The sequence below is a fragment of the Streptomyces sp. SBT349 genome (genome assembly GCF_001083795.1).
Classification (GTDB): Bacteria; Actinomycetota; Actinomycetes; order Streptomycetales; family Streptomycetaceae; genus Streptomyces.
Genome location: NZ_LAVK01000388.1, coordinates 1 through 6,590, shown reverse-complemented (window position 1 = coordinate 6,590; position 6,590 = coordinate 1). Strand labels below are relative to the sequence as shown.

Below are 6,590 nucleotides of genomic sequence, written 5' to 3'. Positions count from 1 at the left end.
TGTATAAGAGACAGGCCCACCCGGCCCGTTCGCCCAGCCGGAACGCCCGGCCGCGGAGCGCACTGGCCTTCGGCCGCCCCGCCCGGCGGTCGGCACCGTCGAGGAATACGGCGCTGCGCCCGGTGCCCCGCAGCGCCTCGCCGCGCCGTGGTGGTCAGCCGTGCCGGCGGACCAGCACAGCGAAAGGCAACCGCGTGTCCCTCTCCCCGTTCCCGCGCAGGCGACGCCGCACCGCCGCCCTGACCGGCGCCTGCGCCACCGCGGTCCTGCTCACCGCCGCGGCCCCCGCGCCCGTCCCGGCCGCCGTGGCGCAGGTGCCCCGGCCGGTTCAGGCCCCGGACCCGACCACGCCGCCCGCCGGCCTCTTCGGCGAGGGCGACCCGCAGTACGACGGGGTGTGGCGGCAGTCGATCGTGCTGCTCGCGCAGTCCACCGCCGGGTACACGCCCGCCGGGCTCGCGGTGGACTGGCTGGTCGGGCAGCAGTGCGCGGACGGCTCGTTCCTCTCCTACCGCCCCGACCCCGAGCAGCCGTGCGACGACGTGACCGCCGCCGACTCCAACGCGACGGCCGCCGCCGTCCAGGCGCTCGCCTCGGTCGGCGGCCAGGACGAGGCGGTGGCGAACGCGGTCACCTGGCTCACCGGCGTGCAGAACGAGGACGGCGGCTGGAGCTTCAACCCGGGCGCCGCGTCCGACGCCAACTCCACGGCCCTGGTCGTCGGCGCCCTCGCGGCGGTGGGCCAGGACCCGGCCGAGGTGCGGCGCGAGGAGAACTCGCCGTTCGACGCGCTGGCCTCGCTCCAGCTGGGGTGCGACACGGGGGAGGAGAGCGAGCGCGGCGCGTTCGCCTGGCAGCCCGACCCGGAGAGCGGGGACCTGTTCGTCTCCGACCTCGCCACGGCGGACGCGGTGCTCGCGTCCTACGGCGAGGGGCTGGTCGTGACGCCGGACCGCGAGCGCGCCGACGTCGTACCGCTGGACTGCGACGGCGGCGGCAGCGGCGACGGCGAGGAGCCCGGCGGCGAGGGCGGCCAGGGCGAGACCGGGGAAACCGGCGAGACGGGCGAAACGGGCGGGGCCGGCGAGGAGAGCGGGGCGGAGACCGGGGGCACGGCCGGGGAGCCGCCCTCGCCGCAGGCGGAGTCCGCCTCGGCGGGCGCCGCGTACCTGGCCGAGGAGCTGCGCGGCGGCGGGCAGCACCTGGTGTCCACCCCGCCGGGCGGCGAGGAGCAGCCGGACTACCTGGCCACCGCGCGGGCGATCCTCGCCCTGGCGGCGGGCGGCCACGACGAGTCCTGGCGCACCCCGCTGAACTGGCTGGCCGACCACCACACCTCCTGGGCCGGGTTCGCGGAGAGCCCGGTGGCGGTGGGGACGCTGATGCTGGTCGCGCACGCGGGCGGCCTCGAGCCCACGGAGTTCGGTCGCAGCGACCTGCCCGCCCTGCTCAACGACCTGGGCCCCGACCCGGAGCCCGAGGGCCCGGACGACGCCGCGGGGAGCCCGGAGTTCGGCGATTCGGACACGGCGCCGCTGCTGTGGGTGCTCGGCATCGGCCTGGTCGCCGGCGTCGCCATCGGCGTGGTGCTGAGCTTCAGGCGCCGGCGTGCGCGGGAAGCGCACGGGTCATGAGACCACGCCCCCGGGCCCGGTGGGGCCCGGCGGCCCTGGCCGCCGCCTGCCTCGTCCTGACGGGCGGCGCGGTCGCCCACGCGGACGGGAACGGGAACGGGAACGACGGGGGCGGGGGCGGCGGCGGTGAGCCCGGCGGCTACCGGTACTGGTCGTTCTGGACCTGGGACGAGGGCGAGGGCCGCTGGTCCTACGCCACCCAGGGCCCGGGGCTGCTGAGGCCGGGCGACGGCGACGTGCTGGGCTTCCGGTTCACGGCGAGCGCCAGGTCGGGCGACGCCGAGGGGCCGCGCGGGCCCGCCGACTTCGCGGCCGTCTGCGGCGGCGAGGGGACGGCCGGGGGCGACGGCGGGAACCGGGTCGCGCTCGTCATCGACTTCGGCACCGCCGACGACGCGCCGGGCGGCGCGACCCCGCCCGAGAGGCGCGCGGAGTGCGCCGCGCTCCCCGAGGGCGCCACCGCCGCCGAGGCCCTGGCCGCGACCGCGGAGCCCCTGCGGTACAACGCGGACGCCCTGCTGTGCGCGATCGCCGGATACCCCGAGGCGGGCTGCGCCGAGAGCCTGGCCGGCGGCGGCCCGGCGGACGAGGACGGCTCGGCCGGGGACGGCTCGGGCGGCTCGGACGGCGGCGCGACCCTCGCCTGGGCGGCCGGGGCGGGCGCCGTCGCCCTGCTCGGCGGCGCCGCGTGGGCGCGCGCCCGCGCCAGGCGGCGGCAGGCGTGAGGCGGGCGTGAACTCCGGGCCGTGGCGCGCGCCGGTGGCCGGCCGGAGCAACGCCCTGCACGCCGGCGCGTGGTGGCTGTGGGCGCTGGGCCTGGCGACCGCCGCGTCCAGGACCACCAACCCGCTGCTGCTCGGACTGCTCGTCGCCGTCGCCGGCTATGTGGTGGCGGCGCGCAGGACGGACGCGCCCTGGGCGCACGCCTTCGGCTTCTTCCTGGCGCTGGGCGCCCTGGTGGTGGCGGTCCGGATGGTCTTCGCGATCGTGCTGGGCTCCCCCATCGGCGGCACGCGTGTGCTGTTCACGCTGCCCGAGGTGCCGCTGCCCGACTGGGCGCAGGGCGTGCGGATCGGCGGGCGGGTCACCGGCGAGTCGCTGATGTTCGCCTTCTGCGACGGGCTGCGCCTGGCGACCCTGCTGATCTGCCTGGGCGCGGCCAACGCCCTGGCCAACCCGGCCCGGCTGCTGAAGTCGCTGCCGGGCGCGCTCTACGAGGTGGGGGTGGCGGTGGTGGTGGCGATGACGTTCGCGCCCCGGCTGGTGGCCGACCTGCTGCGGACCCGGGAGGCGCGGCGGCTGCGCGGCCGTTCCGACCGGGGCGTGCGCTCGTTCGCCGGGGTCGCGCGGCCGGTGCTCGAAGGCGCGCTGGAACGGTCGGTGGCGCTGGCCGCCGCGATGGACGCCCGGGGCTACGGGCGCGCGGCCGAGGTACCGCCCGGCGTGCGGCGCGCGACCACGGCGCTCACACTCGGCGGGCTGCTCGGCGTGTGCGCCGGCTCCTACGGGCTGCTGGCCGCCGAGGGCGCGAACGTCGCGCTGCCGCTGCTCGCCGCCGGTCTGCTCGCGGCGCTGGCCGGGCTGTGGCTGGGCGGCAGGCGCAGCGCGCGGACCCGCTACCGGCCCGACCGCTGGGGGGCCCGGGCGTGGCTGGTGGCCGGTTCGGGGGCGGCCGTCGCGGCGCTGACGGCCTATGCCGCGACCCGTGACCCGCTGGCGCTCCAGCCGCCCGTGGTCCCGCTGGCCGCGCCCGAGCTGCCCGTGTGGCCCGCGGCGGCGCTGCTGCTCGGTCTGCTGCCCGCCGCCGTCGCCCCGCGCCCCCAGGACCCGGCGCGCGCCCCCGGCCCCACCTCCACGCTGGCGCCCGCGCCCGCGCCCGACGTGCCGGATGTGCCCTCCCCGAGGAGCCCCGCGTGATCCGTTTCTCCGAGGTCCTCGTCACGTACGAGGACGGCGGGCCACCCGTCGTGGGGCCGGTGGACCTGACCGTTCCCGAGGGCGAACTCTGCCTGGTCGTGGGCGGTTCCGGCACCGGCAAGTCCACGCTGCTGGGGACGGTGTCCGGCCTGGTGCCGCACTTCACCGGCGGCACGCTGCGCGGCCGGGTGGAGGTGGCGGGGCGCGACACCCGCACCCACCGGCCGCGCGATCTGGCCGACGTGGTGGGCACCGTGGGGCAGGACCCGCTGGGCCACTTCGTCACGGACACGGTCGAGGACGAACTCGCCTACGGCATGGAGTCCCTGGGCCTGCCGCCCGCCACCATGCGGCGCCGGGTCGAGGAGACCCTCGACCTGCTGGGCCTGGCCGAGCTGCGCGACCGGCCGCTGGCGGCGCTCTCCGGCGGGCAGCAGCAGCGCGTCGCCATCGGCTCGGTCCTCACCCCGCACCCGCGCGTGCTGGTCCTCGACGAGCCCACGTCCGCGCTGGACCCGGCCGCCGCCGAGGAGGTCCTCGCGGTCCTGCACCGCCTGGTGCACGACCTGGGCACCACGGTGCTGATGGCGGAACACCGCCTGGAGCGAGTGGTGCACCACGCCGACCGGATCCTGCTGCTGCCGGGCCCGGGTCAGGCGCCGGTGCTGGGGGAGCCCGCCGAGGTCATGGCCCGCTCCGCCGTCCACCCGCCGGTGGTGGGGCTCGGGCGGCTCGTGGGCTGGGACCCGCTGCCGCTGTCGGTGAGGGACGCCAGGCGCCGGGCCGCGCCCCTGCGCGAACGGCTCGCCACCCACGCCTCCGCGCCGACGCCCGCGCCCGCCCCCGCGCCCCTGGCGGCCGTTCCGCTCCTGGCCGTCCGCCGGCTCGCGGTGCGCCGCGACCGCGTCGAGGTGCTGCGCGGCGTCTCCCTGACCGTGACGGCGGGCGAGACCGTGGCCCTGATGGGCCGCAACGGCGCGGGCAAGTCCACGCTCCTGCGCACCCTGGTCGGCATGCACGCGCCCGCGGGCGGCTCGGTCGAGCTGGGCGGGGGCGAGGGCGCCCCCGTCGTTCCGCACCGGACCGGGCCGGGGCGCCTGCTGCGCCGCGTCGGCCTGGTGCCGCAGGACCCGCGGGACGTGCTGTTCGAGGAGACGGTGCGCGGGGAGTGCGCGGCGGCGGACGCCGACGCGGGGGCGGCGCCCGGCACCTGCCGCGCGCTGGTGACGCGGCTGCTGCCCGAGGTGCCCGACGCCGCGCACCCCAGGGACCTGTCCGAGGGGCAGCGGCTCGCGCTGGCGCTCGCCGTGATCCTGACCGCCGCGCCGCCGGTGCTGCTGCTCGACGAGCCGACCCGCGGCCTGGACTACGGGGCCAAGGCGCGGCTGGCCGGGGTGGTGCGCGAGCTGTCGGCGGCCGGGCACTGCGCCGTGCTGGCCACGCACGACGTCGAACTGGCCGCCGAGGTGGCGCACAGGACCGTGGTCCTGGCGGACGGTGAGGTGGTCGCGGACGGGCCGACGGCCGAGGTGGTCACGGCCTCCCCGTCGTTCGCGCCCCAGGTGGCCAAGGTGCTGGCGCCGGGCCCCTGGCTGACCGTCGCCCAGGTCGGCGCGGCCCTGAACGGCGGCGCGGCGCCCGGCGCTCCGGCGCCCGGCGGCGTCCGGTGAACGCCCCCGGTCGAGAGCCCCGCCCGGCTCGCCCGGCTCGCCCCATCCGTCTGGGCCCGCGCTCGGGGACGGCGCTCGCGCTGGTCTCGGCGGTCGGGGTGGTCGCGTTCGGCTGGCCGCTGCTGGCGAGTTCGGCCTCGGGGCTCGCCCACTCCACCGACGCCCCCTGGCTGTTCGCGCTGCTGCTGCCGCTGCTGCTCGCCGTGGTGGTGGCGACGATCGCCGACTCGGGCCTGGACGCCAAGGCGGTAGCGATGCTCGGCGTGCTGGCCGCGGCGGGCGCGGCGCTGCGCCCGCTGGGCGCGGGCACGGCGGGGCTCCAGCCGATGTTCTTCCTGATGGTGCTCGCCGGGCGGGTGCTGGGCCCCGGATTCGGCTTCGTGCTGGGCGCGGTGTCGATGTTCGCGTCCGCACTGCTGACCGGCGGCGTGGGGCCGTGGATGCCGTTCCAGATGCTCGCGATGGGCTGGGTGACCATGGGCGCGGGCCTGCTGCCGGGGGCGCACGCGCTGCGCGGCCGGGCGGAGCTGGCGCTGCTCGCCGCCTACGGCGCGGCGTCCTCGCTGGGCTACGGGCTGGTGATGAACCTCCAGGGCTGGCCCTATATCGCGGGGATGAGCAGCGGGATCTCGTTCGTGCCCGGCGACCCGCTGCCGGACAACCTGGCGCGTTACGTCGCCTACGTGCTCACGACCTCGCTGGGCTGGGACATCCCGCGGGCGCTGCTCACGGTGGGGCTGATCCTGGTGGCCGGGGGGAGCGTGCTGCGGGCACTGCGCCGGGCCACACGCCGCGCGGCCTTCGACGCGCCGGCGCGCTTCGAGTAGGCGCCGGGCGCGCGGGCCCGGTCGCGGCGCCGGGCGCGGCGCCGGGCGCGGCGCCGGGGGTTCGGAAGTTCCGAGCCCCTCATCCACGTGCCTCCCCCATCGCGCGCGGGACCCGCGGGTTCGTACCGTCCGAGGACCGTCGGCGCGCACCGGACGCCGGCCCGACCGCGGAAGCGGGCACCGCGCCACCGCCGCGTGCTGGCCGTGCTGCGCTATCTCAGGGCCTGATCCGTTCCCGCCGGAGCGCGCCGCAGGCCCCGGGCGCCGCGGTCAGGGCTCGGTGGTGCGTTCCTCCAGCGCGCGCCGGGTGTTCTCCCCGTAGACGCCCGCCGGGTCGCCCTCGACGCCGTAGCCGGACTGGAACAGCCGCACGGCCTCGGCGGTCCTGGCGTCGAAGACGCCGGTCACCTCCCCGTCGTAGACCCAGCCCAGCTGGAGCAGCCGCTGCTGGAGCTCGGCCACCTCGGCTCCCTCGTCGCCCTCGGAGAGCACCGGCGCCTCGTCCTCGCCCGGCGGCGGGTCGGAGGGGTCGGGGTCGGAGG

At 78.4% G+C, this 6,590-nt stretch carries 6 protein-coding genes; 5 read left to right on the top strand and 1 reads right to left on the bottom strand.

Annotated features, from left to right (window positions below; all coding sequences use genetic code 11):
* Nucleotides 1–194 precede the first annotated feature (194 nt).
* From ADY01_RS30840 to ADY01_RS30820, 5 genes are read left to right on the top strand one after another with little or no spacing between them, the layout of a single operon-like run.
* A complete protein-coding gene (locus ADY01_RS30840; protein ID WP_049580011.1) occupies nt 195–1,634 on the top strand; it encodes a prenyltransferase/squalene oxidase repeat-containing protein in 1,440 nt (479 codons plus the stop codon).
* Complete coding sequence (locus ADY01_RS30835; protein ID WP_053171383.1) at nt 1,631–2,359, top strand: SCO2322 family protein; 729 nt, start codon at nt 1,631–1,633, stop codon at nt 2,357–2,359. Before ADY01_RS30840 ends, ADY01_RS30835 begins: the two co-directional genes overlap by 4 nt.
* 7 nt (nt 2,360–2,366) lie before the next feature.
* Nucleotides 2,367–3,551: an energy-coupling factor transporter transmembrane component T gene (locus tag ADY01_RS30830; RefSeq protein ID WP_049580010.1), complete on the top strand. Its 1,185-nt coding sequence runs from the start codon at nt 2,367–2,369 to the stop codon at nt 3,549–3,551.
* A complete protein-coding gene (locus tag ADY01_RS30825) occupies nt 3,548–5,221 on the top strand; it encodes an ABC transporter ATP-binding protein (protein WP_049580009.1) in 1,674 nt (557 codons plus the stop codon). Before ADY01_RS30830 ends, ADY01_RS30825 begins: the two co-directional genes overlap by 4 nt.
* Nucleotides 5,218–6,048 carry an ECF transporter S component gene (locus ADY01_RS30820; protein ID WP_049580008.1) on the top strand — a complete coding sequence of 277 codons (831 nt, stop codon included), beginning with the start codon at nt 5,218–5,220 and terminating at the stop codon, nt 6,046–6,048. The genes ADY01_RS30825 and ADY01_RS30820 overlap by 4 nt, the downstream gene beginning before the upstream one ends.
* A 270-nt stretch (nt 6,049–6,318) precedes the next feature.
* Here ADY01_RS30820 and ADY01_RS30815 read toward each other — a convergent pair.
* Nucleotides 6,319–6,590 (bottom strand): peptidoglycan-binding domain-containing protein (locus tag ADY01_RS30815; protein WP_049580007.1); only part of this gene is annotated, 272 nt, incomplete at its 5' end.

Bases quoted from the DNA above. Each gene is read 5' to 3' on its own strand.
- ADY01_RS30835 (WP_053171383.1), top strand. From the start codon at position 1,631: ATGAGACCACGCCCCCGGGCCCGGTGGGGCCCGGCGGCCCTGGCCGCC.